The organism is Morganella morganii (genome assembly GCF_041099235.1).
Lineage (GTDB): Bacteria > Pseudomonadota > Gammaproteobacteria > Enterobacterales > Enterobacteriaceae > Morganella > Morganella morganii_E.
This window is the reverse complement of the sequence record NZ_JBFZSO010000033.1, coordinates 1-513: the sequence shown is the minus strand read 5'-3', so window position 1 is coordinate 513 and position 513 is coordinate 1. Positions and strand designations below refer to the sequence as shown.

General features: G+C 51.1%; 1 protein-coding gene and 1 pseudogene. Both read left to right on the top strand.

Annotation, left to right across the window (positions count from 1 at the left end):
* Positions 1-328: cytochrome o ubiquinol oxidase subunit IV (locus AB7038_RS18135; protein ID WP_369453754.1), on the top strand; the 328-nt coding region annotated here is incomplete at its 5' end.
* 11 nt (positions 329-339) lie between these two features.
* Positions 340-513: pseudogene (locus AB7038_RS18130) on the top strand (heme o synthase); the annotation flags it as partial.

Genomic DNA, 513 nt, shown 5'->3' with positions numbered 1-513 from the left:
GAGTCATTCTACCGATCATAGCGGCGCTTCTCACGGCAGCGTGAAGAGCTACATGACAGGGTTCATCCTGTCGATCATTCTGACGGCAATCCCGTTTGCAATGGTTATGAGTGGCTCTGCCTCGCATGCAGCGATTCTGGGAACCATCCTGGTCACGGCTGTAGTGCAGATTCTGGTGCACCTGGTGTACTTCCTGCACATGAACAGTAAATCTGACGAAGGTTGGAACCTGACCGCGTTTATCTTCACCGTAATCATCATTGCTATCGTTGTTGTCGGCTCCATCTGGATTATGTGGAACCTCAACTACAACATGATGATGCACTAAGAGCGGCGAGTATGTTTAAGCAATACCTGCAAGTAACGAAACCAGGCATCATTTTTGGCAACCTGATCTCCGTGATCGGCGGTTTCCTGCTGGCCTCCAAAGGCCACATCGACTATCCGCTGTTCGTCTGGACGCTCCTCGGAGTATCCCTGGTGGTCGCCTCGGGTTGTGTTTTCAACAACTAC